Origin of the sequence: Pseudomonas sp. CBS (assembly GCF_024734645.1) — a bacterium.
Taxonomy (GTDB): domain Bacteria; phylum Pseudomonadota; class Gammaproteobacteria; order Pseudomonadales; family Pseudomonadaceae; genus Aquipseudomonas.
In genome coordinates, this window is sequence record NZ_CP102929.1 from 2,138,800 (window position 1) to 2,164,179 (window position 25,380).

Here is a 25,380-nt window from a genome sequence, read left to right on the forward strand (position 1 = left end):
ACACCGCTAAATATTCAAGGAAGGAATATGACCGCAATACCTGTGGCGAGGGAGCTTGCTCCCGCTGGGTCGCGAAGCGGCCCCAAAAAGCTCATCGCCATCTAACTCAAAGAACACAGTTAACAAAACCTGGGGCTGCTGAGCAGCCCAACGGGAGCAAGCTCCCTCGCCACAGGGTATTTGGCAAAAAACACAAGATATGTGTATATCGGTCCCACCGTTTACGACACCGCTAAATATTCAAGGAAGGAATATGACCGCAGTACCTGTGGCGAGGGAGCTTGCTCCCGCTGGGTCGCGAAGCGGCCCCAAAAAGCTCAACGCCATCTAACTCAAAGAACACAGTCAACAAAACCTGGGGCTGCTGCGCAGCCCAACGGGAGCAAGCTCCCTCGCCACAGGTTATTGGGCAAACATCATCGTTACCACAAGGCGCATATTGATCGGCGCTCTGCCGACGCATTACCCGGCGTCACTGCCGGCTTGGTCGCCGACGGAAACATCAGTCACGTTAGGCACCACGTTGTATCGCGGGCCAATGGAAGTCGAGGGTGGCGAGTGGATGTGCCAGGTGCGCGACCCTTGGGGCAACTGCATCGGCTTGCGCCAGGCCGGTCTAGACAAGTCAAGCAATTGCAGCCTTTCGAACCACACTCGGTAACCGGTTTGGTCTACAGTTCCAACACGTTCCCTCCACCCTCGGAGCCTCCATGCCCACCCTCAAAATCCGCACGCCCATGCTCGATATCGCCTACGAAACCCATGGCCCGGAAGGCGGTGAGGTGGTGATTCTGCTGCACGGCTTTCCCTATGATCCTCGCGGTTATGACGAGATCGCCCCAGTGGTCGCCGCACGGGGCTACCGGGTATTGGTGCCGTACCTGCGCGGTTATGGACCCACGCGTTTTATCAACGATCAGGTGATGCGCTCCGGCCAACAAGCGGCGCTGGCCAAGGATTTGCTGGATTTCATGGATGCCCTGTCCATCGAAAAAGCCACGCTGGTGGGCTATGACTGGGGCGGACGCGCGGCGTGTATTGTTGCGGCGCTATGGCCTGGACGGGTGCGAGGCCTGGTGACGGGCGATGGCTACAACATTCAGGATATCGCTGCGTCGATCAAGCCTCGGGCGCCGGAAACAGAGCATCGGCTGTGGTATCAGTTTTACCTTCATACCCAACGGGGTGTCGACGGACTGACCGCCAACCGGCGTGAGTTCTGCCAGTTGCTGTGGGCGCTCTGGTCGCCGTCATGGGCCGAGGGGCCAAGCCTGTATGGCAAGACGGCACCTTCGTTTGATAACCCGGATTTTGTCGAGGTGGTGGTCCACTCTTACCGTCATCGCTTCATGTACGCGCCGGGTGATCCGGCGCTGGAAAGCATCGAGCAGGCCCTGGTGCAGCCACCGCCGATTTCGGTGCCGAGCATCTCGTTGTGCGGCGCTGATGACGGCGTAGGTCCGGCTCCGGTTGAAGATGACGACCTGGAAAATTTCAGCGGGTTTTATCGGCGCGAAGTGTTGGCCGGCGTGGGCCACAACATTCCCCAGGAAGCGCCCCAAGCGACCCTTGAGGCGATATTCGAGCTGCTGAGCCTCAGCCCCCAGCCGAAATCCTGAAGCTGAACACGCTGCCCTGCCCCAACACGCTTTCAGCCCACAAGGTGCCGCCGTGGGCCTCGATGATGCCGTGGGAAATGTACAACCCCAGCCCGCTGCCGGTGGGGTTGCCCACGCGGGAGGTCCAGTAGCGTTCGAAGATATACGGCAACTGCGCCGGGTCGATGCCGACACCGTTGTCGCACACCCGGAACAGCACCTCATCGCCCGCGGCCTCGGCAATCACCTCGATCACACCGCCCACCGGGGTGAATTTCAGGGCGTTGCCCAGCAGGTTGGAAAACACCTGGAACAGTCGCTCAGGGTCGGCCTGCACACACAGCCCGGGCGCGGCGCTCCAGCTCAGGTCGACACCCTTGGCTGCCGCCAGCGGCTGCCACATCGAGCAAATCTGTTCCTGAGTCGCCGCCACATCGAGCGATTGCAGCGAAACGCTATAGCGCCCGGCCTCGATACGCGAGATATCCATCAGGTCTTCCAGCAGGGTGTTCATGCGGGACGTCGCGTTTTGCATGGTTTCAATCGCGGTGGCGAGGCGATGATTGGCCTTGCTGCCGTCAGCGGGCACCAGGCTGCGCATCATGCCGCATTGCATCAGCAGGATCGTCAGCGGGCTGCGCAGGTCATGGGAGACCACTGCCACCAGTTCATCACGCGCCCGTAAGGCTTCATGTTCACGCTGGACCTGGCGCGCGAGGTCATGCTCCAGGGCATTGCGCCGCAGGCTCTCCACCGCCAGCAACGCCGAGCGTGACCAGTACAGGGCCTTGCCGTCGACCTGCTGTTTCCACAGCTCGAACGACAGGCGCGGGCTCAAGGTCGTGCCACCCGGTTCCTGATGTTTGACCGGCTGGCCGCTCCACTCCACGGTGGACTTGACCTCCGGGCGAAACCACATCACGGCGTTGTCTACCGGCTTGGGCAGGCAGAATGCCAACAGGCCGCTGGCGTGGGCCTGATAGGCCGCCGCCGGGGGGAAATCCACAGACAGTTGATGGCTGTGCACCACGCCTTTGCCCTGCCCACGCACCCACTGGTACAAGGCGTGGATTTCAGCCCGTTTGGGGCAGACGCCGAACACATGCAGGCGCTCTTCCACCAGGATCGCCAGGCCACCGGCGGCGGTCAGGCTCAGCAGCGTTTGCGCATGCGGCAACAGGCTTTCCATCACATCGCACTGCACCCCCGTCATGGCAGCAACCAACGCTTCGACCATGGCGGCCTTGTCGCGTTGTTGGCGGCGCTCCTGCTGTTCCTGGAGCAACGTGATCTGCATCGACAACAGCTGGCCGATGCTGGTGCAGGCGGTGCGCAGTTCATGGGGCACACGCAACGGCTCACGGTGACCACAGGTGATCAGGCCCCAGAGCTGGTCGTCCTTGAGCAGCGAAATGCTCATGGAGGAACGCACGCCCATGTTTTTCAGATAGTGGCAGTGCACCGGCGACACGCTGCGCAATACGGCGAAGCTGAGGTCCAGGGGCTGGCCGGTGTCGGGGCGCAGGGCCGGCAGGATCGGCACCGGCTGGTACTCGGCGTCGGGAATCACGCGGATCCAGTTCAGCCGGTACAACTCGCGAGCCTGGGGCGGGATGTCCGAAGCGGGGAAACATAATCCCAGGTACGGATGCATGCCCTCGCTGAGGGCCTCACCGATGACCTTGCCATGGCCTTCCTGCTCGAAGCGGTACAAGGTGACCCGGTCATACCCGGTGAGGCTGCGAATCTCGGTGACGCAGGTCTGGTACAAACTCTCGAGCGTCTTGGCGGACTGCAAGCGGCGCATCGTGCGGGCGAGTTGCCCGACGGCGCGGTGCTCAAGGGTCATGGCCCGCTCCAGCTCGAGAAACAGCAGGCCCTGATGACGATGCAGAAGGATGTCGTAGGCGTACCCGTCAAGCGTCAGTTGATGCATCTCATCTTCGTCGGCGTCCAGGTCTGCCAGGGCACGGCTCACCTGCGCTGCGGCCTTGCTACCCAGCACGCTGGCCAGCGCCTGGCCCGACGCACTTTCCGCGCCCAGGCCCAGGGCGACGGTCAGGTTGCTGCTGGCTTGCAGTACCTCAAGCGCCGGCTCACTCAGCGTCAACAACAAGCCGTGGGGCTGGATCGATCCGGGAATGTGGATGGGCTCGTTGGCGCAGTCGTCTATCAGCGTATCGACCGTGCTCATCGCAGCACTCCGCAATGGTCCAGCCACTGCTCGAAACAAGTAAAAGTCGACTCGGCGACGCTCACCGCCTCCAGGCGTTCGGTCGAAATTTGCAGGGGGTAAAGGCACTCGAGGAAGCGCTGCCACAGAGCGCTGGTTTGCGCGCCGTACACATTCATGAATGCGCCGCCATTGGTGGAGCCTACGCCAATCTTGATCTCGATCAGGTCACGCAACACCTGGCCGCCGAGGGTTGCGCCTTCCAGCACGTAGAGGGCGCCCAAGGCCTGGGCCACGTTGGTAATGGCGGGCAGTTCGGAGCACAACGGCAAGGCGTCGATCTGCGAGTTTTCCAGGCCCAGCGCCCGCAAATCAGCCTGCAAGTACGGGGTTTTGCTGCGCCGTCCCCATTCCAGGTCAGGGATGATTTCACCCCACGGCGCCAGGGCTCGCTCCAGCGGCTGATAGAAGCCGTAATAGGCGCTCATCAGCTCGCGGTACAGCGCCAGGTCCATGCGGGAAAACGGCAGACGGGTATCGAGGCGTCGGTGCAGCGCAGCGGTCGCCGCGCGTAGTTCGACAAGGACAGGAGGTAGTGAATTCATGAGCTGTGCGCACGCCGGGAAGGTTCAAAACCGCGACGTAGAGGCCTGGGATCAAGACACTGCGCAATGGACTGTGAGTAACATAGCACCTTGATACAAAAACGTACCTATTCGTTCAAACAGGCTTCGCTTCAACCGGGTGAGGAAAACCGTTCGCGGTAGGCCTGGGGCGTGATCGACACCGCCCGCAGGAAGCTGCGGCGCATGGTTTCTTCGCAGCCAAAGCCGCAGTGCACGGCGATACGTTTGATCGACGCGCTGCTGTCGGCCAGTTGCCGGCGGGCGGTTTCCACACGGATCAATTCGACGGCCCGCGCCGGCGTCTGGCCGGTTTCGGCGCGGTAGTGGCGCACGAAACTGCGCTCGCTCATGCCCGCCTGGGCGGCCAGTGTGGCAACGTTCAAATCGAGGGTCAGGTGTTCAGCGATCCAGGCGTGCAGCTCCGCAAAACGGCTACCGCCCTTTTGCAGGGACAACGTCACGCTGAACTGCGACTGCCCACCGGGGCGCTTGAGAAACACCACCAGGTGCCGCGCCACTTCCAGGGCCACGGCGCGGCCCAGGTCCTCTTCCACCAGTGCCAGGCACAAGTCGATGCCGGCAGTCACGCCGGCGGAGGTCCACAGGTTGCCCTGCTGGATGAAAATCGGGTTGGCCTCCACCGTCAGTTGTGGGTATTTGCGCGCGAGCTCTTCGCAGCGGGTCCAGTGGGTCGCCACGCGGCAGCCGTCGAGCAAACCACTGGCGGCCAGCAGAAAGGCGCCGGTGCACACCGAGGTGATGCGTCTGGCCTGGGTGGCTTTTTGCCGAACCCAGTCCACCAGCGCCGGATCTTCGGCGGCCCCGTACACGCCCCACCCGCCCGCGATCACCAGCGTGTCGCACGGCGCATCGGCGGCCGGCAACGGCTCGGCCACCAGGGCCAGGCCCGCCGAGGTCATCACCGGCTCGGCCTGGGCGGCAATCACACTGACCGCATAGGGCAACGGCAAACCCTGCTGGCGCGCCAGGTCATTGGCCGAAGCAAATACTTGCAAGGGCCCGGTGACATCGAGGACCTGCACATTGGCAAAGGCGAGCACGTTGATGATTCTGGGCATGATTGGCGTAATTCGTGGGCTCAATGGCGTATGCGCCAAAGCCTAGGTGACTAGAGTGAAGCCGTCCATCCCTTTTTCAGGCGTATTCCCATGACCTTGCAGATCGGCTTTTTGTTGTTCCCCGGCATCCAGCAACTCGACCTCACCGGCCCCTACGACGTGCTGGGTTCCCTGCCGGACGTGAAACTGCACCTGGTGTGGAAGGACCTGGCGCCGGTCGCCTCCAGCACCGGGTTAGTGTTTACCCCCAGCACCACCTACGACGAGTGCCCGACGCTGGATGTGATCTGCGTGCCCGGCGGCTCGGGGGTTGGGGCGCTGATGGAAGATGAGCAAACCCTGGCGTTTCTCAAGGCACAAGCCCAGACCGCACGTTACGTGACCTCGGTGTGCACCGGCTCCCTGGTACTGGGTGCGGCGGGCTTGTTGCGCGGGCGTCGGGCAACCACTCACTGGGCCTACCACGACATGCTCGCCCCGCTGGGCGCGATCCCGGTGCAGGAGCGCGTGGTGCGTGACGGCAACCTGTTGACCGGTGGCGGGATCACCGCCGGGATCGACTTTGCCCTGACCCTGGCGGCCGAGCTGTACAGCGAAGCGGCGGCGCAACTGGTGCAGCTGCAGATTGAATACGCCCCGGCGCCGCCGTTCAATGCAGGCCGGCCGGAAACCGCGCCGCCGCATGTGCTGGAGGAAGCCCGCAAGCGCACCGCCGAGTCGCGCAAGACTCGGGGTGAAATCGTGGCACGGGCGGCGGCGCGGTTGAGTTAAGCATTCGCATGCCCGTGGCGGTCGGCAGGCACCAGATGCCCGATCGTTCCATCCCCATAGGCCCGCTCCACTTTGGAAATCACCACGTGATAGCCGCCGTACCACCGGCGGTACAGACGCTTGGCTTCCAGATGGGTCGGGTGGCTGGCAAAGGCGCGGATTGACGCTTCATCACGCCAGTAATAACTGGCGTTGATCAAACGCCCATCCGCCGAGCGCCACGACTCGGCCCCCACGTATCCCGGCAGCCTTGCCGCCAGCGCGTCGATCAAATCCGTGAGGCGCTGGAACTCGTCATCCCGTTCGCCGGGCTTGTAGATAAAGGCTGCGATGTACATGGGTAACGTCCTTTTATAAGTGGGATTTCACGTCGGGCGAGACATCAATGCCAACCGTACGGCCAGCACCATCAGCACGGTTGCCAGGCCCCATTTCTGTAAGCCTGCGCTGCCCGACTTGCCGGCAAAAAACCGGCTGAGCGCCCCGCCGAAGATCCCCAGCACGGCATGAAATACACCGCTGATCAATGTCAGGATGATCCCCAGCACCACCAGTTGCAGCGCAATGGGCCCCGCCTTGGGGCTGACGAACTGCGGCAGGAACACCATGAAAAACAGCAACGCCTTGGGGTTGAGCAAACTGTTGAGCATCGCCCGCACAAACACGCGGCCCAGCGGCACGCGGGTGACGTGGGACGTGTCCAGGGCGGGTGTTTTTTGCAGGGTCTTGAACACCAGCCACAGCAGGTACAACACCCCGGCGTAGCGAATCAGGTCGAAGGCCGGCGGCCAACTGGCGACCAGTGCGGTCACGCCGGTCGCGGTCAATGCCGTGAGCAGCAGGTCCGCCACGCTGATGCCCAACCCGGACGCCACGCCGCCACGCCAGCCATAGGTCACGCCGTGGCTGATGACGAAAGCCATGTTCGGCCCCGGGGATAACAACAGCAGCAGGACTGCACCAGAGAAAACAGCCAGGGTTGCGAGGTCGATCATGCTCAAGCCATCCATCGGGAAAGCCTGTAGATTAATCAGCTCACCTGATACAAACAAAAAATTGATCTAGATACGCTTTGCACGGGAACGCACCATGGCTCAGGTCCGCTACAAACTGATCGTCGATGAACTGGCCATGCGGATTCGCGCCGGAAAATTGCCGCCGGGCACCCAGTTGCCGACCGTGCGCAGCCTGATGAACAGCCATCGCATTGCTCTGGCGACGGCGTTGCGGGTGTACAGCGAGCTGGAGGCCAGTGGTCTGGTAGTGGGTGAACCAGGGCGCGGCACGTTTGTGCGCGACACCACCCTGTTGCGAGGCATGGGCCTGGTTCAACAACCGCTGCAACCGGGCACCGTGGACCTGAGCCTGAACTACCCTTCGCTGCCCGGCCAGGCCGAAATGCTGCGAGACGGTTTGCGCGCCATCGCCGCCTCGGGCGACCTCGATGCCCTGCTGCATTCGGCCCCTCAGGGTGGCCGCGCCCATGAGCGGCAGACGGCGGCGCGGCACCTGCGTAATCGGCAGATTCGCGTGGGTGGCGAGCAGGTGCTGATCGTCAACGGGGCGCAGCAAGGTCTCTCTGTCAGCCTGATGGCGTTGCTGCAGCCGGGGGATGTGTTGGCGGTTGATGCACTGACGTATCCCGGGTTGAAAACCCTGGCCCAGTCCCAGCGCATAGACCTGGAGCCTCTGCCGCAACCGGCTGGCCATACTGATCTGGATGCGCTGGAGGCCTTGTGCAAACGGCGCCCGGTACGGGCGTTTTACTGCATGCCTACCCTGCACAATCCGCTGGGCACGGTGATGAGCGAAACCGACCGCCAACGCCTTGCAGTGTTGGCTGAGCGCTACGATTTTCTACTGATCGAAGACGGCGCCTACGCCTTTCTCGCCGAGCCCGCCCCCAAGCCGTTGTTCACCTATGCGCCGTTGCGCACGGTGTATGTGTCCGGCCTGTCGAAGAGCGTAGCGTCGGGGTTGCGGGTAGGGTTTATCGTGGCGCCCAAAGCGTGGGTACCGACGCTGGAGCAAGCGATTCGCGTCTCGACCTGGAGCACACCGACGCTCACGGTGAACCTGGCGTGCCGTTGGATCGAGTCCGGCGCGGTGGATACGCTGGAGGAACAGAAGCGTCAGGATGCGCGCCAACGCCAGGCGCTGGCCCGGGAGGTATTGCGAGGGTGTGAGGTGATTGCGCATCCGGCGTCGTATTACCTGTGGCTGGTGTTGCCCGAAGGTCTGCGGGCGGATGCTGTGGTGGCCGCGCTGGAGGGCCAGGGTGTACGCGTCACCAGTGCAGAGCCGTTCGCCTGTACGGCCCATGTGCCGCATGCGTTGCGGGTGGCGTTGGGGTCGATTGATTTGGCGACGTTGAGATTAGCCTTGGGGAAAATTCGCGAGGCCATTCGGATATGAATAAAGGGCCAGCAGGCTAAATCCCTTTGATTTGCGGGACGTTTCCGAGACAATCTTTCGGCCTTGTGCCTGTCGGAACCGGTGGCTAGTCTTCGCCCCGTCACTGCTCATCAGTGATCGGGTTTAGTCGCCCGGATCCGAAAAGGCGCATGTCCCATCATGAGGTTTTATGGTGGCTGTGCGCAGGGCACCTTCGGGTGCGCCGGGTTTTTCCTTTTCGGCCGGTCGACTAACCTGCGTACAGCCGCCACCCTACGTTTAGTCGCGAAGGGGTCGGCTCCTTAACCGAAAAGGAGCTACACCATGAATAAAGCCGTCCCCGACCCACCCAGCGACCTGCTGAAAAACCGCGCCGCGTTCAATCGCGCACTCGAACACTACCTGCCTTCCCAGGGCTTCCACACCGTCAACGAAGACCTGAGTTTCGAAGACGCCCTGCTCTACACCGCCAGCCTGCTCAGCAGCGCCTCGGCCACCGCCCTCGACTGTGGCGAACTGCTGCAAAGCCCCGAGCGGGCGAAGTTGCTGGCGGTGTGGCATTTGCTGGAAATTGCCAAGACCACCGTCGACCGCTCGATTGAGTGTTTGCACCTGCGCAAGGCTTAGCCCCAACGCGCTCAACATTGTGGGAGCGGGCTTGCTCGCGAAAGCGGCGTATCCGTCAGCACATAGCTTGACTGGAAAACCGCTTTCACGAGCGACCTTGATCCAGAACCGACCTACACCAAAGTAAGAAGCATCCGACTACTCACTTCTCCTCCGCTCCCCTAGCGTGCCGTGTCCTGAACATTACAAAAGGACACATCAGGGATGAAGCGTTATCACATCACGGTAGGCGCAAAAACCACCGCCGACGGCACCGTGCGCACCGGCAACGGGGGTTGCAGAATCGATGGTATGGCCCAGTCTGTCGAAGGTGACGAGGTCTATTGCCCGGCCTGCGAAAGCACCGGGGTGATCGTCTGCGACGGCCCACGCCAGGTGGACAGGATCAACGGGCGAAACGCCGCGTTGGACGACGATCTCTGCCACTGCAAATGTGATCCGCCGCCCCGCTTAATAACCAACCAGACCCGCAGCTCACAAATCATTGAGGTTCACACGTCATCCAACGCCAAGGCCGAAACACTGACCGTTACCGCGCCCAAAGGCACCGCGGTGCGGTCGACGCAAAGTCATCCCACGCAATTCTTTACCCCGCAACACGTACCCACCTGTGAAAACACCTGGCGCAGATACCAGGACCAGGCCGAAGCCATCGTGGCGCCGGGCGGCACGCTGATTGCCGATCCCAAGGCGCGCAACCGGGCGATCAACGCGGCTTATGCACAGCTGTGGCGACTGGATAACCGCTTTCAGTGGGCGGGGCTCGCGGCGTTCGCGTCCAAGCAAGTGGGGTGTGGTTTGTTGCATGCGTCTGAATCGATGGAAAAGATTCAGGCCGAGCATGAAGCGGCGCAAGCGCTGCGCAAAGGTGCGAGGGACGGGTTCTGGAGCTTGTTCAACCCCCTTGAGACGCAGCGGCAGGCGAAGTTGCTGGAGTACGAACAAAGGCAGCTTGAGTATGAACGGGCCATTCGCAACAACCCCTTGCCCGGCATTGATTGGCGGCCTGACGGCGAGCCGTTTTCAGCAGTGCAGCAGCTTTACCAGCATGTGTACGAGATGATGGCGATGGGGAATACGACGTTGTTTTTGGATGTGTATCCGTTGCATGTTTTTTATATGGAGCGGGGGTTGAAGCTGTTTGAGAGTTGTTTGTCTTCGCGCCGGAACATTTATGGGGATGGCCGCCCTTCAGTGTTGTGGCCGGTAGGGCATGAGCAGTTGAGATTTGGCACTGATCACGAGGAAATCCTGCAAGCCTTCGAGGCCATCAACGCTGGCAATATCGCCGGAAGTGTTGAGTATCTCGCTGACCACGAACAACGAAATATCCTTCAACCAACAATGTACCGTGACTCAAAACTGGTAGCCCTACTTCGTGGCAACCATCTCTCCTACGTCACCGGCATGCCGTCCGGTGCAGCCCAAGCCATTGAGCTGACGCTGGCAAACCAATGCCGCCCCGTTGAAGACGGCCGAACCATTGAATTCAGCAAAAATCCCATCGCCAATTTGGCCGATATCGACCAACGCATGACCTTCGTCCTGAGAGCTGCGGCGCAGTTTGATACGCTGCTGCGTAGCAATGAGCGACAGCGAATCGAACAGGCCCTAGAAGATATCGCTGAAGGCCGGGGTGTCCAATGAGCCGGATCACGCAGATCAATTGTAAGCGTCCGCCGAAGTCACCTTGCATGACTCAGCTGGATACCTACTGATGCGGCAGCAGTGGGTCGATCTCACTCGCTCGCTGCGTCGGCACGTATTTGAGATAAGCGCACGGATCATGCCCATTCATGCGCGCCGGCTGGATCAGACTCATGATCGCCGCCGCTCGCATGCCGCTGCGAAGCGACCCGATTAATGTGAGATCACGGGTAGCGTCAGTCGCAGTTAATCTGAGTCGAAAATCGCGTTGATTGCGAGCACGGCTGTTTTCGATCGCAAGCCCTTACACTTAGGAAACGGTATGCCAGCCCCATCAAACGCCCTTCGCGCTGCACTAGTGCTTTGGTTGTACGCCGCGGCCCTGGTGCATCTACTAGTCAGCCTCGCGCTGACCTGGGTCGGCCATTCGGGATTACTCGACGGTTACCTACAAACCATCGAACAAGCCTTCTGGGCAATCGACGCCGTACCCACCGCCGCCCGCGCCCAACAAGTCTGGTGGGTCGCCTTGTTCGGCGCCACGCTGCAAAGCTACTCCCTCTACATGCTCGCCCTCGTGCGCATCGGTCATCGACTGAGAAGTCCCATGGCCTGGGGCTGGTTAATCGCCGGCATCGTGCTGTGGGCACCGCAAGACATGTGGGTCTCCGCCCAGGCTCGTGTCTGGTCACACCTGTGGTTCGACAGCCTCGCGCTGCTCATCCTGCTGCCGCCGCTGTTCTGGCTCTATCGCCATGACCGCCGCACCGCCCCTTCAAACAACACGCCGAGTGACGCCAACCATGTCTGATTTTTCTCTCCTGGATTGGGCGGTCGCGCTGCTTGTTGCCCAAGCCATTCTCGGGGCGCTGGATACCCTCTATCACCATGAATTCACTGTCGCGTTGCCTTATCGGCACAGCGCTCGGCTGGAGTTGTCGATCCACGCGCTGCGGTCGTGTTTCTACGGGATTCTGTTTCTGGGCATGGCGCATCTGGCGTTTCAGGGCACGTGGGCGATTGTGATTGCGTTGCTGTTCGCACTGGAGATCGGCCTGACTCTGTGGGATTTCGTGGTCGAGGATCGCAGCCGCAAACTGCCGGCCATCGAGCGGATCATGCACACCGTGTTGGCGGTGAATGGCGGGGCGTTTTTTGCCTTGTACGGGGTGCAACTGGCGCAGTGGGCGAGTCTGCCGACGGGCCTGAGCGCGATCGATTTCGGCTGGCGCGGCTGGTTGCTGACGTTGTTCGCTGTCGGCGTGACGGCCTCGGGCATTCGCGATGGATTGGCGGCGCTGCGCATGCAGCGCGAAGGCAAGCCGTCGAACCCGTTCGCGGGCGGCGCTTATAAGCGCGTGCTGGTGACCGGTGGCACCGGGTTTATCGGTGAAGTGCTGGTCAATCAATTGCTCGACGCCGGTCACACCGTCAGCGTGCTGGCTCGCGATCCGCTGAAAGCGGCGTACCTGTTTGATGGCCGCGCCCGGTGCCTGCGTTCGCTGAGCAAACTGGGGTACAACGAAACCTTCGACGTGGTGATCAATTTGGCCGGTGCGCCGGTGGCGGGGCCACGCTGGAGTGCCAAGCGCCAGGCGCAACTGATCGCCAGTCGGGTCAACACCACTGAAACATTGATCAGCTGGCTGAAGAACGTCCGGCGTAAACCGGCGCTGTGGGTTCAGGCCTCGGCCATTGGTTTTTACGGCGTGCGCGATGCTAGCGAAAGTCTTGATGAACGCGCCAGCAAGGGTGATGGATTCATGGCTGAGTTGTGCGCAAAATGGGAGGCCGCCGCGCAACCGGCCATCGAACTCGGCGTGCGTCAGGTGGTGCTGCGTCTGGGGGTGGTGTTCGGCCCCGGCGGCGCGTTGTTGCCGTTGCTGATTCCGTTCCGCCTGGGGTTTGGCGGGAGGATGGGCGATGGCCAACAGATCATGAGTTGGGTGCACCGCGATGATGTGATTCAAGTGATCGCCCGCGCATTCGCCGACGACAACCTGAGCGGCACCTACAACCTGGTGGCGCCGGACGCGGTCAGTCAGGCGGTGTTCGCCGAGCGTGTCGGTAAAGTGTTGAAGCGCCCGGTGTGGTTCCACATTCCGGCCACGCCGGTACGCGCACTGGCCGGCGAAATGGCGCAGTTGTTCTTCGACGGTCAGCGCGTAGTGCCCAGCCGTCTGACCGAGGCGGGTTACACGTTCCGTTACCCGACCCTCGACGCCGCTCTGCGCGATCTAGCCTGAGGACAACCCATGAGCAAGCCCCTGATGTACCTGCTGGCCGGCAACGGCGGTGCCGCCGATTGGTGGGATGACGCGTTGCCGCACTTTCAGCGCTATCAGGTGGTACCACTGGAACTACCAGGCTTCGGCAATAATCCTCAAGCCCCGTGCGAAGACCTTGCCGCCTACGCTCAGGCCCTGGTGACGGCGACCGTCAAAGCCAGCGCGATCATGGCGGTCGGGGTGAACGCGTTGCTGGTGTTGCATGCGCTACAACGTCAGCCGGGACACTTTTGCCGCAGTGTTTTGTTGGCGCCGGTGGGGGCTTTTTTGTGGCAACGACGGCTGCCGGCATTGATGTCGCCGCTGCCCATTCGCAAAACCATTCACTGGCTACTGTCGAACAAGTCCGCGCTGTTTGCGCGCAAGTTTTCCAACCAGACCTGGACGCCCGCGCAGTACCAGCGCATGGGCGCCGGCTATGCACGCTGCCGCGCATTTGTGCCGCACTGGGACCTGGTGCGGGCAGACACCGCGTTGCCATTGCTGGAGTGGATCACCGATCCGGTCGAGTTGGTCTGGGGCGATCAGGACAATGTGCTGGGCATCGAGCAGGCTGCCGCTTGGTCGGCGATTCTGGCTCGCGCGGATCTGACTATCAGCCTGAAAACCGGTTGGGGGCATTACCCATGGATCGACTCGCCGGCCGAGTTCGCTGAGTGGCTGGAGTCGGGTGAGTGCGGATTCGTCGCTCACACCAAGGGCGGTCGGTTGCGTCTGGCCGAGTTGGCCGGGCAAGCGGTGCCGCCAGCGCTGTCACTCAATGACTGCGATGATTCACGCTTGCCGGCGTTCCTCGCCAGCCAACCGGGCGCCACGTGGGCGGTGCGTTCCTCCAGTTACGGCGAGGATCAGGCCGATGCGGCGAATGCGGGTTTGAGCACTACGTTCCTGCGCGAATCGACTTCGAACGTGCCGGCTCGTATTACCGAATTGAGCGCCGCGGGTGTTGAAGAAGTGGTGGTGCAGCGTTTCATCACACCGCAGCTGTCCGGCATCGCTTTCGTGCGTCACCTGTCGGTGGAACTGGAATGGGTGGAAGGGCATCTTGAGTCACTGGCCGATGGTCAAGTGAGTCCCGAGCGCGCAATCATTTCCCGCCTCGGCGCCTCCTGGAGCAGCGACACCTTCAAGCCGTCACTCGGCTTGACCGCTGACCTGTTGTGGCGCTTTTTACAGGACGTTTTGCGGGTCTTTCACTACGTGCCTGGCGACGTTGAATGGGCCTGGGACGGTACGAAGCTATGGCTGTTGCAATACCGGCCGATCAGCGACTACGGTTGGCGTCGTCACCTGACGGCCGCCAACATCGCCGAAATCCTGCCACCACAACCGAGCGTTTTCGTGGAGTACGCCCAGCGACGTGCGGCGGCGAGTATTCCGGCGATCATGGCGCGTTGGGATTCGCGGGTGTTGCAGGATAACGAGCCGTTCACCGCTGTGTTTGACGGCGCGTCGTACATCAACAATGATCTGTTCCTCGCCCGATTGGCCGACTGGGGGATCTCTGCCAGCAGCTACGCCGGTGAAGTCGGCGGCGCGACCCCGCATCTGCCTTGGCGACCGCTGCGAATGCTGCGCTCGTTGCCGTTGTTCCTGCGTATGCAGCGTACCGCGCGCGGGCATTTGCTGACGTTAGAAAAGCGCTTGCGCCGTTTCGACGAAGAACTGTCCGAGCTGATCGCCCAAGGCGCTGACGGCCAACAACTGGCCGACTGGTTCACCCGGTTTTATGTGTTCGTGGTGCAAGGCAACTTGTGCATCGCCACCTCACTGGCCAGCAGCGGCGGCGACCTGCTGGGCCGGCCGCCGACGGCTTATGACGACCTTGAAAACAGCCCGCATCGACTGCCCTGGGAAACCGATCCGGCCAAGCCGCGCCCGGCCCCAACGGATCTGCCATTACAGGCCTTCCCCCAATGGCCGGGGTTTATCCGCTTAGCCCATTCGACCGGCTTGCCGGGCCTGCGTGGTTACTACCTGCAAGTGCGCGAATGGTATCGCGACAACCTGATGCGGATCTTTTTTCGCCTGCACCACGCCATGCCGATGGCGGATCGAGCGCATTGGTTTGCGCCTCATCCACACATTCGCAGCCGCGACGGCAGCTTCTGGCAGGACGGTCGCGAAGGCACCGAACAAGCCACCGGTTTCATGATTTATCCAGGGCAGGTGCAAGGGGTTCTGGGCGACGACATTTTACTCGAAGACACCCTCGATCCGGGGCAACATGCACACTACCAAGCGGCGCGGGCGGTGATTGCGCGGATGGGCGGGCGCTTGTCCCACGGCTCGACGTTGTTGCGCGAGTTGCGCAAACCTTCAGCGATACTGCCTCAAGTAGATGTGGCGTGGTTAGGGTGTGAGGTGCTGTATCGCGATGGTGAGTTGACGTTGGTGAAGTAGGGGGCTATCCGTCATGTTGCCCGGACGGTTACCTATTGGCGAGCAAGTGACAAGTATCAAGTAATGCTGGTGGTTAATCACTTCAAGGATCACCGTAATCCTGAGCAAGAGCGCTACCTCATCAAACTACAGCTGGCTGAACCGTGGGTGCAGCCATGACCCGCTCCACCTTCCGGGCGACCCAATTTTGAAAAGTAATCCTCAAGCTTAGTACCACTCAAAAGAGGTGTCGGACTCAAATCCTCACCACTCGTCGCTTGTCCCCGAAAAACCCCGCGTCCTACCTCCGTCAAAAAAAGGTTTTCCTCCCCGGCAGGAAATTTCCCAAATTTGTTCCTACACTCCAAAACGCCAGCATTTTGTTCTCGAAAACCCCAAGAGCCTGACCAAGACAGTCAACAATCTGTCACGTCGAGCAGTAGATAATGTTTCTAAACCGATACGCTTATAAAAAAGTCAAAACCTTGACGAACAGAGAAAAGAGAACCATCATTTAGCCATTACCCCGCAAATTCCCTGCAAATAGATAGGTAATTGCGTATTACCCAGCGAAGCAAGCCGTTCGTCTGGCGCCACTTATAAAGCAAGCCCTGCCTTTATGGATGAGCAGCCGAACAAGGAAGCCCTGGTGTGCAATGAGGGATGTTTTTATGCGCGAGAAGTCGTCAGTCGACAGCCTGTTTTTGACCCGGGCCGGTTTTATTGAATTTTTTGTCGTTTTCGTAAAATTGATGCACGGTCTCACCGCTGTTTTTCCGGCACTGATCCTGCTGTTTTATCCGGAACCGATGGCCACTGAACTGCGCGCCCATTTTCTCGGCTTGCTGCTGTTCTTCGCAATCATGACGATTATTTTGTTCCAGGCCATTGGGGTGTACTCCGAGGAGTTGTTCAGTAACCGCCTGCGGTTTCGCACCATGCTGGTGGCCTGGTCTTCGGCGTTTTGCATCCTGCTGTTCATGTACCAGATTCTGCTGATGTTCCCGCAGTTGAGCCCGCGCAACCTGGCGTTCTGGTTTATCACCAGCCTGGCGTTGTTCGGGCTGGAGCGGATCGTGATGCTGCGCCTGTTTCGCAACCTGATGGCCAACGGCAAATACCTGCAACGCACGGTGATCCTCGGCTTCACCGACACCGCCGTGCACGTGGCGGACCACTTGCAACGCAACGGTGATATCCGCTCCGGCCTGATCGGTTTTATCGACGACCGCACCGAGCGCATCCCCAAGGAATTGAGCAACCTGCCGCTGCTGGGCAACACCCGCGACCTGGAAAAACTGATCCGCTCCGAGCAGGTCAACCAGGTGATGATCACCCTGCCCTGGGCCGCCGAACAGCGGATCAACGGGCTGGTGAAGCGCCTGCGGCAGATGTCGGTCAACGTGATGCTGGTGCCCGACATGGCCGCCCTGCGTTATGGCCACAGCCGCATCACCGATGTCGGCGGCATCTTGATGTTCAACACTTCCCACGTGCCTTTGCGGGGTTGGTCGCCGTTTATCAAGCGCTGCGAAGACCTGATTCTGGCGACCCTGGGCCTGGTGGCGTTGTCGCCGATCATGCTGATCACGGCGATTGCCATCAAGCTCGACTCCAAGGGCCCGGTGCTGTTTCGCCAGAACCGTTTTGGCTACAACGACAACGTGATCCGGGTGTTCAAGTTCCGTTCGATGTACGCCGAGATGAGCGACTTCAACGCCGACCGCCAGACCACCCGTGGCGACCCGCGCATCACCCGCGTGGGCCGGATCATTCGCAAGACCAGCATCGATGAGCTGCCGCAGTTGTTCAACGTGCTGCTGGGCAACATGTCGATGGTCGGCCCGCGCCCCCACGCCACCGCGACCAAGGCCGCCGGCGTGCCCTACGAAGTCGCCGTCAGCGAGTACAGCTCACGGCACCGGGTGAAACCGGGCATCACGGGCTGGGCGCAAATCAACGGCTATCGTGGTGAAACCGACACCCTGTTCAAGATTCAGAAACGCGTTGAGTACGACCTGGAGTACATCTCGAAGTGGTCGGTGTGGTTCGACTTGTACATCGTTTTCATGACGGTCCCAGCCGTCCTTTCGACCAAGGAAGTCTATTGATGAGCACCCTCAACGGCTTGATTCCCTGCATTATTTCCGGTGGCTCGGGCACCCGGCTGTGGCCGGTGTCGCGGCAGAACATGCCCAAGCCCTTCATGCGCATGCGTGACGACCAGAGCCTGTTGCAGAAGACCTTCCTGCGGGCCAGTCACTTGCCGGGCGTGGAAAGCGTGCTGACGGTGACCAACCGCGAGATGCTGTTTCGCACCCTGGATGACTACCGCGTGGTCAACAAGACCCACCTGGCCCTCGACCTGCTGCTGGAGCCATTCGGGCGCAACACCGCCGCTGCGATCGCCGTGGCCGCCCTGCACGTGCAGGAGAATTTCGGCGGCGAGGCGCAGTTGCTGGTGATGCCTGCCGACCATCTGATCCTCGATGAAAGCGCCTTCGCCGATGCCGTCACCCAGGCCCGCGAATTGGCAGAGGCCGGCTACCTGGTGACATTCGGCATCCAGCCCGACCACCCTGAAACCGGCTTCGGCTATATCGAACAAGGCGACGCACTGGGCCAGGGTTTCCGGGTCAAGCGTTTCGTCGAGAAGCCCGACCTGGCCACCGCCCAGGGGTATCTGGACGGCGGCAAGCACCTGTGGAATGCCGGGATGTTCTGCTTCAAGGCAAGCACATTGCTCGACGAGCTTGCGCTGCACGCCCCCGCCGTACTGGACGCCGCGAAAGCCGCCCTCGACCACAGCCACAGCCTGAATAACAACAACTGCCGCCAGCGCGAATTGAACGCTGAAGGCTTCGGGTCGGCGCCGGATATATCGATTGACGTGGCGCTGATGGAAAAATCCGCGCAAGTGGCCGTGGTGCCCTGCGACATCGGCTGGAGTGATATCGGTTCCTGGGACGCAGTGCGCCAGCTCACCCCGAGCGACGCCAATGGCAACCAGGTCAATGGCGAAGCCATCCTGCACGACGTGCACAACTGCTACATCGACTCGCCCAAACGCGTATTGGGCGCAGTGGGCGTGAGCGACCTGATCATCGTCGACACCCCGGACGCCATCCTGATTGCCGACGCCAACCGCAGCCAGGACGTGCGCTACATCGTCGCCGAGCTCAAGCGCCAGAACCATCCGGCCTTCAGCCTGCACCGCACCGTTACCCGGCCGTGGGGCACCTACACCGTGCTGGAAGAAAGCAGCCGCTTCAAGATCAAGCGCATCGTGGTCAAGCCACGCGCCTCGCTGTCGCTGCAGATGCACCATCACCGCAGCGAACACTGGGTAGTGGTCAGCGGCGCGGCGATGATTACCAACGGCGACCGTGAATTCCTGATCAACGCCAACGAGTCCACCTACATTCCGGCCGGGCACAAACACCGTCTGACCAACCCCGGCATCATTGATCTGGTGATGATCGAGGTGCAGAGCGGCGAGTACCTCGGGGAAGACGACATTGTGCGTTTTGACGACATCTACGGCCGGGCTCCGGCCGAAGTGAAGCAGTGATGCGTACCGCCCTGATCATCCCGACCCGCAACGCAGCCAGCCACCTCGACCGGCTGCTGCCGGCGCTGCGCATGCAAACCCTGCAACCGGACGAAACCCTGGTGGTCGACAGCGCCTCCAGCGATGACACCGTGGCGCGCTTTCGCGAGTTCGGCGTACGGGTCGAAGTGATCGATGCCAAGGATTTCAACCATGGCGGCACCCGCCGCTGGGCCAGCGAGCAAGTCGACGGCGACGCGCTGATCGTGATGACTCAGGATGCGATCCCTGCCGAGCCCGAGACCTTCGCCAACCTGGTGGGCGAGCTGGAACTGGACCCGCTCAACGGCGTCGCTTACGGCCGCCAGTTGCCGCACCCGGATGCCGGTGTGCTGGGCGCCCAGTCACGCCACTTCAACTACCCGCCGCAAAGCCGCAGCAAAAGCCTGGCAGATGCGCCGGAGTTGGGGATCAAGACCTGCTTCAGTTCGGATTCTTTTTCGGTGTACCGGCGCAGCGCCCTGCAAGCCGTCGGTGGCTTCCCCGCGGATGTGATCGGCAGCGAGGACGCCTACGTCGCCGCCCGCATGCTGCTGGAAGGCTACAAGGTGCGCTACGCCGCCACCGCCCTGGTCTATCACTCCCACGATTACCGTCTCATGGATGAGTTTCACCGCTACTTCGACATTGGCGTGTTCTACGGCCGCGAGCCGTGGATCCGCCAGGCTTTTGGCGATGCCGGCGGTGAAGGTAAACGCTATGTACTGGCTGAGCTTCGAGCATTACGCGAAGCCGGTGCATTGCACCGCGTACCCGAAGTACTGGTGCGCAGCGCGTTCAAATTGCTCGGCTACCGGCTGGGCCATCTGGAGCGCCAGCTCCCCCTCGCCCTCAAGCGGCGCATCAGCATGTTCCCCGGTTATTGGAGGTGAGCATCATGACCTACAGGAAGACCCCTTTGATGAAACGAACCTTGCTCGTCCTGGCCATGATGGCATTGGCCGCCTGCAATACGCCCGCGCGGATCGTCGCGCCCGATGGCAAGACAGTGGACGAGGGCAAGCAGGCCCTCGATCGCATGGCCCAGTTGCCGCCGGCGGTGGAGCGGATCCGCATCGGCGACCAGCTGCGGATCGTCCGCGATGCCGGGGAAATGCCGACCCTGTCGGCGTTCAACGTCAGCACGATTTATGAGCTGACGCTGTACACCGTGCAGAACGACGGCAAGATCAACTACCCCTTCCTGGGCCCGATCCAGGTGGCGCGGCGCACGCCGGCGGAAGTCGCCGCCGAGCTGAGCCAGAAACTCGCACCGGTGTATCGCGAGCCTCGGGTGACAGTGAATATCAACCAGGCGCCGGGTAACACGGTGATCGTCGGCGGCGCGGTGTTCAACCCGTCGGCGATCTCCATCGCCACGGCCCCGACCATGGAGCAGGCGATTCTCGGTGCCGGCGGCGTCAGCCCGGTGGGCAACGCGAGCATGGTCGCCCTGCTGCGTGAAGATGGCCAAGGTATCTATCACGCTTACTTCCTGGATTTCAGCCAGTACCTGAAGAACGGCGCACTGGGCCGCAAGCCCGTGGCGCTGCAACGCGGTGACGTGGTGTTTGTACCCAAGTCCAACGTCGGCGAACGGATCCAAGGCGTGGACACTTACCTGAACCAGCTGATTCCCTTCACCAAATCCATTGGTGTGGGCTACAGCTACACCACGAACCACTAAAGGAGCGACATCCCATGATCGAGATCCGTTCTTTTCGTGATCTTCTGCGTCTGTTCTTCATCTTCAAGCACGAGTTCAAACTGGCGGCGATTGCCGCGCTGGTGATCATTTTGCTGGGGGCGTTCCTGCTGCCGGCCAAGTATGAATCCACTGCGCGGTTGCTGGTAAAACCGGGGCGTGACTCGACGATGCCGATCGAGGTCGACAACCGTCAGCCGATCGTCATGCCGAGCACCCAGCGCGACCCGATTGTCGACGAAGAGCGCTTGCTGACCGGGCGCCCCATCGTGCGTGCAGTGGCCGAGCATTACCTGGAAGTGATGGACAAGATGCAGCCGCCGGAAGGCGTGTGGAAACGCACCAAGTGGTACGTCAAAAAAGGCATCAGCGCCGTGTTTGACGGTGTGCGAGTGGTGCTGGAAACCGTTGGTATCGTCGAAGAAACCACCCCGGTGGAACGCCTGGCGAAAAGCCTGGAGAAAAACTTCGAAGTGACCCACGCCATCGGCTCTACGGTGATGGACATCAGCTTCCGTTGGGATGATCCGCAGATCGCCCAGGCGGTGGTCAAGGATTGGGTCGAGACCTACATCGACGAGCGCACCCAGGCGTTGGGCCGCAAGAGCCTGTACGCGTTCTATGAAGGCCAGGTGTCTTCAAGCGCTGCCCAGATCAAGAGCTACAAGGACCAGATCCTCACGCACTTGAACCAGATCGGCGCGTCGAGCATCACTGATCGCCTGGAAGACTTGTCCGAGCGGATCAACGTGCTGCGTGGCGAAGTGTTCAACTCCACCCGCCTGATTGCCTCGTCTGACAGCGCCATCGAAAGCACCCGCAATCAACTCAAGGGCCAGCCCAAAGAGGTGACCACGGTTCGCCAGATCGCGTTGAACCCGCAGCAACAAGACTTGCGTCGCCTGCTGAACCAGAAGCTCCTGGAAAAAGCCGACATGATGCGTACCTACACGGATAACGCGCCGCCGGTCAAAGCCCTGGACGCCTCGATCCGTGCCATGCAGGCTCAGGTCGCCGGTGAAAGCGACACGGTGCAAAGCTCGGAAAACCGTGCGCCGAACACCCTGGAAATCCACCTGCAACGGGTACTGCTGGATGAGACCAGCAACAACCTGGCGCTGCGCACTCAACTGACGCAACAGCAAAAGCAACTGACGGAACTGGAAGCGCAACGCAAGGACGCCCTGGCCATTGAGCCGGAACTGGCGCGCCTGGCCCGTGAGCTGAGCGGCACCGAGAAAAACTACGCGCTGTATGTCGACAGCCTGGAGAAGTCGCGGATCGACCGTGAACTGGACAAGAGCCAAATCAGTAACATCGCGGTGATCGAAGAAGCCACCCTCAACCCTGGGCGCGTCTTCCCGAAAACCCTGTTGATGCTGTTGCTGGCAATCCCGTTCTCCATCGTGGTCGGGCTGCTGGTGATCTACCTGTGCTACCTGCTGGATCAGCGGATCCACGACGGCGGCCTGGTGGAAGGCAAGTTCGGCCTGCCACTGTGGACCACCCTGCCGGAACTGGACACCAGTACCGCGCAAAGCACCAACGCCTTCAACGCGAGCATTTATCGCCTGTATGGCTTGCTGCCGCTGGAGCGTATTGCCGAGCAGGGCCTGACCCTGGGGCTGACCTCCGCGCGACACGGTGAAGGGGTGAGTTTTGTGGTCGAGCAGTTGCGCCAGTTGCTGGAAGAGAACGGCGTGCGGGTACGGGTCGGCGGGATTGAGCCGGCCGTTCCGGGCGAAGTGGTGTTGCTGGATGCCTCGGCACTGCTGGACAACCGCGATGCGTTCATCAACCTGCGCCGTGCCGACCTGATTGCGCTGGTGGTGGAAGCGCAAAAAAGCACGGTACCGGTGGTGGAGCATGCACTGTCGATCCTCACCACGGCGTTCGGCAAGGTCGATGGCATCATCATCAACCGCCGCAAGTTCGAGGTGCCGGTCAAGGTGCTGAAAACCATCGCCAAATACCGGGGTTCGTTCTGATGCGCATCGCCCTGCTCGCTCCCCTGCCGCCGGAAAAGAATGGGATCGCTGACTACGCGAACCATTTCAAGACGGCACTGGAGCAATTGGGCGTCGATGTGATCACGCCCTTGACGGGCGTGGTCAGCAGCACGGCGTCGATCAAACAGGCGATTGCCGGTTTCGACTGGCAACGTGTTGACCTGGTCCACGCCGAGCTGGGCGGTGGGCGCCTGGGGGAATTTTTGGCCCTGCGCGAATTGCGCAAGGCCTACCCTGCGTTGCCACTGACTGCCACGGTGCATGACCCGGAACGCATGGTCTGGCGGCGCGAGCAATTGCCCTTTCCGCTGAACCTGCTGGCATCCTTGCCCAGCCCATTGCCGCAGGCGGCGGTGGTGCTGGCCGATCCCTTGACCCTGCGCGAAGAACGTCACGTCGCCCAGGGCCTGACCCGGCTGGTGACCCTCACCCGCCTGGGCGCCGACTGCCTGACGGCGCGCATGCAATTGCCCGCCGGCAAGGTGGCGGTGATCAACCACGCCAACCTGGATATCCCGCCCGTGGCCTTGCCGCCACTGGACACGCTGCACCTGCTGTATTTTGGTTTTATCTACCGTGGCAAAGGCATCGAAGACCTGTTGCAGGCCCTGGCCGCCGTCTTTGAAAAAGCCCCCGAATTGCGTGACCGTGTGCGCCTGACCCTGGCCGGTGGCACTGCCGCCGAAATGGCGTTTGGCGCGGGCGGCAATTACCTGGAGCAGTTGAACAGCCAGATCGCCGAACTCGGCCTGGCCGGCTCCATCGACTGGCGGCTGAATTTGCCGGCCAGCGAGATCCCGCAGACGATCCAGGCGCACCATGTGATGGTGCTGCCGTATCGCGAATCGAAAAAGCTCGGCCTGTTGGGCCGCCAGCGTGGCACCAGCGGTGCATTGTCATGGGCTGCCGCCTGCGGGCGCGGCGCGATCACCTCCGATGCCCGGGCGTTTGCCGAGGAAGTCGCCAGCGGCAACGGCGCCATCTATCCGCAAGGCGATGTAGCCGCCTTGAGCGAGCAACTGCTCCTGCTCGCGCGCAATCCGCAAATGGCCAGGGACTGGGCCGAGCGCGCCGCAGCGATTGGTCGTGAACGGCTGTGGCCGTTGACGGCGCAGAAGTTCGCGACACTGTTTAGTAAAGCCATTGCAGGAGGCAACCATGGCACGTAAACGGACTTACCTGGCGACCCTCGTGGTCGTCGCCGCACTGGGCCTGACCGCCTTTCTCTGGGGCCGCCCGGCGGATGCCGAGAGCCATGTGCTCAAGGGCAACAAAGAGATCGTGTGGAAAGATTTTCTGGGGGTGAACGCGCAGTTCCTGTGGTTCAGCCCCGAGCGTTATCAGAAGCAGATCGACCGCCTCAAGGCCCTGGGCCTGGAATGGGTGCGCCTGGACCTGCACTGGGACCAGCTGGAAACCGCCGAGAACCAGTACAACGTGGCGCCACTCGATGAGCTGGTGAACAAGCTGCAGCAGAACCAGATCAAGTCGGTGTTCTACCTGGTGGGTTCGGCGAAGTTCATCACCACCGCACCGGCCTCTTCGCCCTACCAGGACCAGTTCCCGCCCAAGGACCCGGCCGTTTTCGCCCACCGCATGGCGTTGCTGGCCCAGCGTTACCCCAGCGTGGACGCATGGCAGGTGTGGAACGAGCCGAACCTGTTGGGTTTCTGGCGCCCCGTCGCCGACCCGGCCGGCTATGCGAATCTCTTGCAAGTCACCGCTGCCGCGCTGCGGGTGGTGAACCCGAACAAACCGGTGGTGACGGCCGGCATGGCGTTCTTCAGCGAAATGCCCAACGGCCAGAATATGCTCGACGGGCTGCTGCAACTGGGCCTGCCGAGCCTGAACACCGTGGTGTCTTATCACCCCTACACCCAATTGCCCGAAGGCAACACCCCGTCGAAACTCGACTTTGTCGAAAAGACCAGCGCCCTCAACCAGAAACTGCGGGCGGCCGGGGTCAAGACCCTGTGGAGCACCGAGTGGGGCTGGTCGAACTATAAAGGCCCGAAAGAGGTGCAGGACTTCATCACCCCTCAAGGCCAGGCCGACTACATCGTGCGCCGCATCGCACTGATGAGCGCGCTGGATTTCGACAAGATTTTCCTGTTCACCCTGAGTGACCTGGACCAGCGCGCCAGCGTGCGCGACCAGAGTTATGGCTTGCTCGACATCGACACCAATCCCAAGCCGTCGTATACCGCCTTGAAGAATTTCCTGCAGGTGAGCGGGCCCAAATTGACCCCGAGCGATCCGCCCACCGCCGACCAATTGCCCGACGGCCTGTTCAGCATCGGCTGGACCCGTGCCGACGGGCGCAAGGTGTGGTTCTTCTGGTCGGCCCGTGGCGGCAGCGCACACTTGCCGGGCCTGACCACCGCCACCTTGTACGACCCATTGCGCAGCACCGAAACACCGTTGAGTGGCACCAATGGACTGGATGTACCGGTCAAGCCCAACCTGCAAATTCTGTTATGGGATTGAAGCCA

21 protein-coding genes and 1 pseudogene are annotated in these 25,380 nt (G+C 61.5%); 15 read left to right on the forward strand and 7 right to left on the reverse strand.

Features of this window, described 5'->3' with window-relative positions; all coding sequences use genetic code 11:
- Nucleotides 1–462: 462 nt before the first annotated feature.
- Entirely contained in the window at nt 463–597 is a 135-nt protein-coding gene (locus NVB75_RS09475) for a hypothetical protein (RefSeq protein ID WP_258346956.1), read from the reverse strand.
- 113 nt (nt 598–710) lie between these two features.
- Here NVB75_RS09475 and NVB75_RS09480 point away from each other — a divergent pair, with 113 nt between their 5' ends.
- Complete coding sequence (locus NVB75_RS09480) at nt 711–1,619, forward strand: alpha/beta fold hydrolase (protein WP_258346957.1); 909 nt, start codon at nt 711–713, stop codon at nt 1,617–1,619.
- On the opposite strand, the gene NVB75_RS09485 is transcribed toward NVB75_RS09480, so the two are convergent.
- The 3 genes from NVB75_RS09485 to NVB75_RS09495 form a co-directional block, all read right to left on the reverse strand.
- Nucleotides 1,597–3,792 carry an ATP-binding protein gene (locus NVB75_RS09485; RefSeq protein ID WP_258346958.1) on the reverse strand — a complete coding sequence of 732 codons (2,196 nt, stop codon included), beginning with the start codon at nt 3,790–3,792 and terminating at the stop codon, nt 1,597–1,599. The two genes, NVB75_RS09480 and NVB75_RS09485, sit on opposite strands and share 23 nt — an antisense overlap.
- Nucleotides 3,789–4,376, reverse strand: coding sequence for a biliverdin-producing heme oxygenase (locus NVB75_RS09490; RefSeq protein WP_258346959.1), 588 nt, complete (start codon nt 4,374–4,376; stop codon nt 3,789–3,791). Before NVB75_RS09490 ends, NVB75_RS09485 begins: the two co-directional genes overlap by 4 nt.
- 131 nt (nt 4,377–4,507) lie before the next feature.
- Nucleotides 4,508–5,476 carry a GlxA family transcriptional regulator gene (locus NVB75_RS09495; protein ID WP_177067867.1) on the reverse strand — a complete coding sequence of 323 codons (969 nt, stop codon included), beginning with the start codon at nt 5,474–5,476 and terminating at the stop codon, nt 4,508–4,510.
- Between the two features lie 90 nt (nt 5,477–5,566).
- Here NVB75_RS09495 and inhA point away from each other — a divergent pair, with 90 nt between their 5' ends.
- Entirely contained in the window at nt 5,567–6,247 is a 681-nt protein-coding gene (gene inhA / locus NVB75_RS09500; RefSeq protein ID WP_258346960.1) for an isonitrile hydratase, read from the forward strand.
- On the opposite strand, the gene NVB75_RS09505 is transcribed toward inhA, so the two are convergent.
- Both NVB75_RS09505 and NVB75_RS09510 read right to left on the reverse strand, forming a co-directional pair.
- A complete protein-coding gene (locus NVB75_RS09505; protein WP_093207817.1) occupies nt 6,244–6,585 on the reverse strand; it encodes an antibiotic biosynthesis monooxygenase in 342 nt (113 codons plus the stop codon). The two genes, inhA and NVB75_RS09505, sit on opposite strands and share 4 nt — an antisense overlap.
- Before the next feature lie 27 nt (nt 6,586–6,612).
- Nucleotides 6,613–7,242 carry a LysE family translocator gene (locus NVB75_RS09510; protein WP_258346961.1) on the reverse strand — a complete coding sequence of 210 codons (630 nt, stop codon included), beginning with the start codon at nt 7,240–7,242 and terminating at the stop codon, nt 6,613–6,615.
- A gap of 94 nt (nt 7,243–7,336) precedes the next feature.
- On the opposite strand from NVB75_RS09510, the gene NVB75_RS09515 reads away from it, so the two are divergent.
- The 3 genes from NVB75_RS09515 to NVB75_RS09525 all read left to right on the forward strand — a co-directional run bounded on the left by NVB75_RS09515 (nt 7,337) and on the right by NVB75_RS09525 (nt 10,915).
- Nucleotides 7,337–8,662, forward strand: a complete 1,326-nt coding sequence (locus tag NVB75_RS09515) for a PLP-dependent aminotransferase family protein (RefSeq protein ID WP_258346962.1) — start codon at nt 7,337–7,339, stop codon at nt 8,660–8,662.
- A 303-nt stretch (nt 8,663–8,965) separates the two neighbouring features.
- Nucleotides 8,966–9,268 (forward strand): DUF6124 family protein, encoded by a 303-nt coding sequence (locus tag NVB75_RS09520; protein WP_017476852.1) that lies wholly within the window; start codon nt 8,966–8,968, stop codon nt 9,266–9,268.
- Between the two features lie 204 nt (nt 9,269–9,472).
- On the forward strand, nt 9,473–10,915 hold the full coding sequence (locus tag NVB75_RS09525; RefSeq protein ID WP_258346964.1) for a PAAR domain-containing protein: 1,443 nt from the start codon (nt 9,473–9,475) through the stop codon (nt 10,913–10,915).
- Between the two features lie 64 nt (nt 10,916–10,979).
- On the opposite strand, the pseudogene NVB75_RS09530 reads toward NVB75_RS09525, so the two are convergent.
- Nucleotides 10,980–11,126, reverse strand: a pseudogene (locus tag NVB75_RS09530) (transposase domain-containing protein); the annotation flags it as partial.
- Between the two features lie 111 nt (nt 11,127–11,237).
- Here NVB75_RS09530 and NVB75_RS09535 point away from each other — a divergent pair.
- The 10 genes from NVB75_RS09535 to NVB75_RS09580 all read left to right on the forward strand — a co-directional run bounded on the left by NVB75_RS09535 (nt 11,238) and on the right by NVB75_RS09580 (nt 25,375).
- Nucleotides 11,238–11,726 (forward strand): cell division protein, encoded by a 489-nt coding sequence (locus NVB75_RS09535; RefSeq protein ID WP_258346965.1) that lies wholly within the window; start codon nt 11,238–11,240, stop codon nt 11,724–11,726.
- The gene (locus tag NVB75_RS09540) at nt 11,719–13,161 is read left to right on the forward strand and encodes a TIGR01777 family oxidoreductase (protein ID WP_258346966.1); all 1,443 of its coding nucleotides are present in this window, start codon (nt 11,719–11,721) and stop codon (nt 13,159–13,161) included. The genes NVB75_RS09535 and NVB75_RS09540 overlap by 8 nt, the downstream gene beginning before the upstream one ends.
- 9 nt (nt 13,162–13,170) lie before the next feature.
- Nucleotides 13,171–15,606 (forward strand): PEP-utilizing enzyme, encoded by a 2,436-nt coding sequence (locus tag NVB75_RS09545; protein WP_258346967.1) that lies wholly within the window; start codon nt 13,171–13,173, stop codon nt 15,604–15,606.
- A 650-nt stretch (nt 15,607–16,256) separates the two neighbouring features.
- Nucleotides 16,257–17,696: an undecaprenyl-phosphate glucose phosphotransferase gene (locus tag NVB75_RS09550; protein ID WP_258346968.1), complete on the forward strand. Its 1,440-nt coding sequence runs from the start codon at nt 16,257–16,259 to the stop codon at nt 17,694–17,696.
- Nucleotides 17,696–19,156, forward strand: a complete 1,461-nt coding sequence (locus NVB75_RS09555) for a mannose-1-phosphate guanylyltransferase/mannose-6-phosphate isomerase (RefSeq protein WP_258346969.1) — start codon at nt 17,696–17,698, stop codon at nt 19,154–19,156. Before NVB75_RS09550 ends, NVB75_RS09555 begins: the two co-directional genes overlap by 1 nt.
- Nucleotides 19,156–20,067, forward strand: coding sequence for a glycosyltransferase family 2 protein (locus tag NVB75_RS09560; RefSeq protein ID WP_063028458.1), 912 nt, complete (start codon nt 19,156–19,158; stop codon nt 20,065–20,067). Before NVB75_RS09555 ends, NVB75_RS09560 begins: the two co-directional genes overlap by 1 nt.
- A 29-nt stretch (nt 20,068–20,096) precedes the next feature.
- On the forward strand, nt 20,097–20,861 hold the full coding sequence (locus NVB75_RS09565) for a polysaccharide biosynthesis/export family protein (RefSeq protein WP_258346971.1): 765 nt from the start codon (nt 20,097–20,099) through the stop codon (nt 20,859–20,861).
- A gap of 14 nt (nt 20,862–20,875) precedes the next feature.
- Nucleotides 20,876–22,867, forward strand: coding sequence for an exopolysaccharide transport family protein (locus NVB75_RS09570; protein WP_258346972.1), 1,992 nt, complete (start codon nt 20,876–20,878; stop codon nt 22,865–22,867).
- Nucleotides 22,867–24,057: a glycosyltransferase gene (locus NVB75_RS09575; protein ID WP_258346973.1), complete on the forward strand. Its 1,191-nt coding sequence runs from the start codon at nt 22,867–22,869 to the stop codon at nt 24,055–24,057. The genes NVB75_RS09570 and NVB75_RS09575 overlap by 1 nt, the downstream gene beginning before the upstream one ends.
- Complete coding sequence (locus tag NVB75_RS09580) at nt 24,047–25,375, forward strand: cellulase family glycosylhydrolase (protein ID WP_258346974.1); 1,329 nt, start codon at nt 24,047–24,049, stop codon at nt 25,373–25,375. Before NVB75_RS09575 ends, NVB75_RS09580 begins: the two co-directional genes overlap by 11 nt.
- Nucleotides 25,376–25,380: the final 5 nt, after the last annotated feature.

Excerpts from the sequence above, each read along its gene's own strand:
- NVB75_RS09555 (WP_258346969.1), top strand. The coding sequence starts at position 17,696 with ATGAGCACCCTCAACGGCTTGATTCCCTGCATTATTTCCGGTGGCTCG.
- NVB75_RS09565 (WP_258346971.1), top strand. The coding sequence starts at position 20,097 with ATGAAACGAACCTTGCTCGTCCTGGCCATGATGGCATTGGCCGCCTGC.
- NVB75_RS09525 (WP_258346964.1), top strand. The coding sequence starts at position 9,473 with ATGAAGCGTTATCACATCACGGTAGGCGCAAAAACCACCGCCGACGGC.
- NVB75_RS09570 (WP_258346972.1), top strand. The coding sequence starts at position 20,876 with ATGATCGAGATCCGTTCTTTTCGTGATCTTCTGCGTCTGTTCTTCATC.
- NVB75_RS09580 (WP_258346974.1), top strand. The coding sequence starts at position 24,047 with ATGGCACGTAAACGGACTTACCTGGCGACCCTCGTGGTCGTCGCCGCA.
- NVB75_RS09575 (WP_258346973.1), top strand. The coding sequence starts at position 22,867 with ATGCGCATCGCCCTGCTCGCTCCCCTGCCGCCGGAAAAGAATGGGATC.
- NVB75_RS09545 (WP_258346967.1), top strand. The coding sequence starts at position 13,171 with ATGAGCAAGCCCCTGATGTACCTGCTGGCCGGCAACGGCGGTGCCGCC.
- NVB75_RS09505 (WP_093207817.1), bottom strand. The coding sequence starts at position 6,585 with ATGTACATCGCAGCCTTTATCTACAAGCCCGGCGAACGGGATGACGAG.
- NVB75_RS09535 (WP_258346965.1), top strand. The coding sequence starts at position 11,238 with ATGCCAGCCCCATCAAACGCCCTTCGCGCTGCACTAGTGCTTTGGTTG.
- NVB75_RS09495 (WP_177067867.1), bottom strand. The coding sequence starts at position 5,476 with ATGCCCAGAATCATCAACGTGCTCGCCTTTGCCAATGTGCAGGTCCTC.
- NVB75_RS09550 (WP_258346968.1), top strand. The coding sequence starts at position 16,257 with ATGCGCGAGAAGTCGTCAGTCGACAGCCTGTTTTTGACCCGGGCCGGT.
- NVB75_RS09480 (WP_258346957.1), top strand. The coding sequence starts at position 711 with ATGCCCACCCTCAAAATCCGCACGCCCATGCTCGATATCGCCTACGAA.
- NVB75_RS09515 (WP_258346962.1), top strand. The coding sequence starts at position 7,337 with ATGGCTCAGGTCCGCTACAAACTGATCGTCGATGAACTGGCCATGCGG.
- NVB75_RS09520 (WP_017476852.1), top strand. The coding sequence starts at position 8,966 with ATGAATAAAGCCGTCCCCGACCCACCCAGCGACCTGCTGAAAAACCGC.
- inhA (WP_258346960.1), top strand. The coding sequence starts at position 5,567 with ATGACCTTGCAGATCGGCTTTTTGTTGTTCCCCGGCATCCAGCAACTC.
- NVB75_RS09540 (WP_258346966.1), top strand. The coding sequence starts at position 11,719 with ATGTCTGATTTTTCTCTCCTGGATTGGGCGGTCGCGCTGCTTGTTGCC.
- NVB75_RS09475 (WP_258346956.1), bottom strand. The coding sequence starts at position 597 with ATGCAGTTGCCCCAAGGGTCGCGCACCTGGCACATCCACTCGCCACCC.
- NVB75_RS09510 (WP_258346961.1), bottom strand. The coding sequence starts at position 7,242 with ATGATCGACCTCGCAACCCTGGCTGTTTTCTCTGGTGCAGTCCTGCTG.
- NVB75_RS09485 (WP_258346958.1), bottom strand. The coding sequence starts at position 3,792 with ATGAGCACGGTCGATACGCTGATAGACGACTGCGCCAACGAGCCCATC.
- NVB75_RS09560 (WP_063028458.1), top strand. The coding sequence starts at position 19,156 with ATGCGTACCGCCCTGATCATCCCGACCCGCAACGCAGCCAGCCACCTC.
- NVB75_RS09490 (WP_258346959.1), bottom strand. The coding sequence starts at position 4,376 with ATGAATTCACTACCTCCTGTCCTTGTCGAACTACGCGCGGCGACCGCT.